The organism is Micromonospora sp. DSM 43699, from assembly GCF_055517075.1.
In genome coordinates this window covers 1-913 of sequence record NZ_JBTMMT010000158.1, presented here as the reverse complement: position 1 = coordinate 913, position 913 = coordinate 1, and the positions used below count along the sequence as shown (strand labels likewise).

The following is a 913-nucleotide window of genomic DNA, read 5'->3' as shown; positions in this document are numbered from 1 at the left end:
CCCCCGGGAGACGGCCCCCGGAACCCCGACCACGGAATGCGGTCCCCACCGGGTTGGTTACACCCCCTCGGACACCCGAAGCAGGTCCCCCCGACCGCCGGGCCATCCCCCCTTACCCCCGCAGGCCGCCCACCCCCCTGGGCACCCACGGCACCCCCGACCAGAGGAGCACGCCACCATGCGTACCGATCTGATCCGCAAGACCGCCCTCACCACCGCCGGCCTCGCCCTCACCACCGGCGCCATCGCCGGCCCCCTCACCGCCACCCACACCGCCCACGCCGCCACCCCCACCGCGTCGGCGCAGACCGACCACAAGCCCAACGGCGAACGCGAACTGAAGGTCGACTACCAGGCACAGCCCAACTTCTACTACTGCGGCCCCGCCGCCACCCGCAACGCCCTGTCCGTCCAAGGCAAGAACATCGACGTCGACGCCATGGCCAAAGAAATGCGCACCACCGAAGACGGCACCAACAGCATCAACGACATCACCCCCGTCCTCAACAAGGAAACCGGCCGCAACGCCTACGAAAGCACCGAAATCCGCAACTCGAAGGCCAACGACAAGCAGACCCACGAACTACGCGCCGACATCGTCCACACCATCGACGACGGCCGCGCCGTAGTCGCCAACATCGCCGGCACCGCCACCGACACCGACGGCAACACCCACTCCTTCGAAGGCGGCCACTACATCAGCGTCGTCGGCTACCACGACAACGCAAAGACCGTCACCATCGCCGACTCCGCCAACCCCGACACCGCCGCCTACCGGATCACCGTCGACAACCTCGCCGACTGGATCGCCACCCGCGGCTACACCTCCTGACCCCGAACACCGAACCGGGCCGACCCCCACCACGGGGCCGGCCCGGTTCGCCGGTTACAGGGTGTCCGGCAGGATGGACGG

The 913-nt window shown here is 68.9% G+C and carries 1 protein-coding gene; it reads left to right on the top strand.

The genetic code is table 11. The features are described from left to right. Positions 1-178: 178 nt before the first annotated feature. Positions 179-832, top strand: coding sequence for a C39 family peptidase (locus AC0AIB_RS31015; protein ID WP_328347175.1), 654 nt, complete (start codon positions 179-181; stop codon positions 830-832). The last annotated feature ends 81 nt before the right edge of the window (positions 833-913 follow it).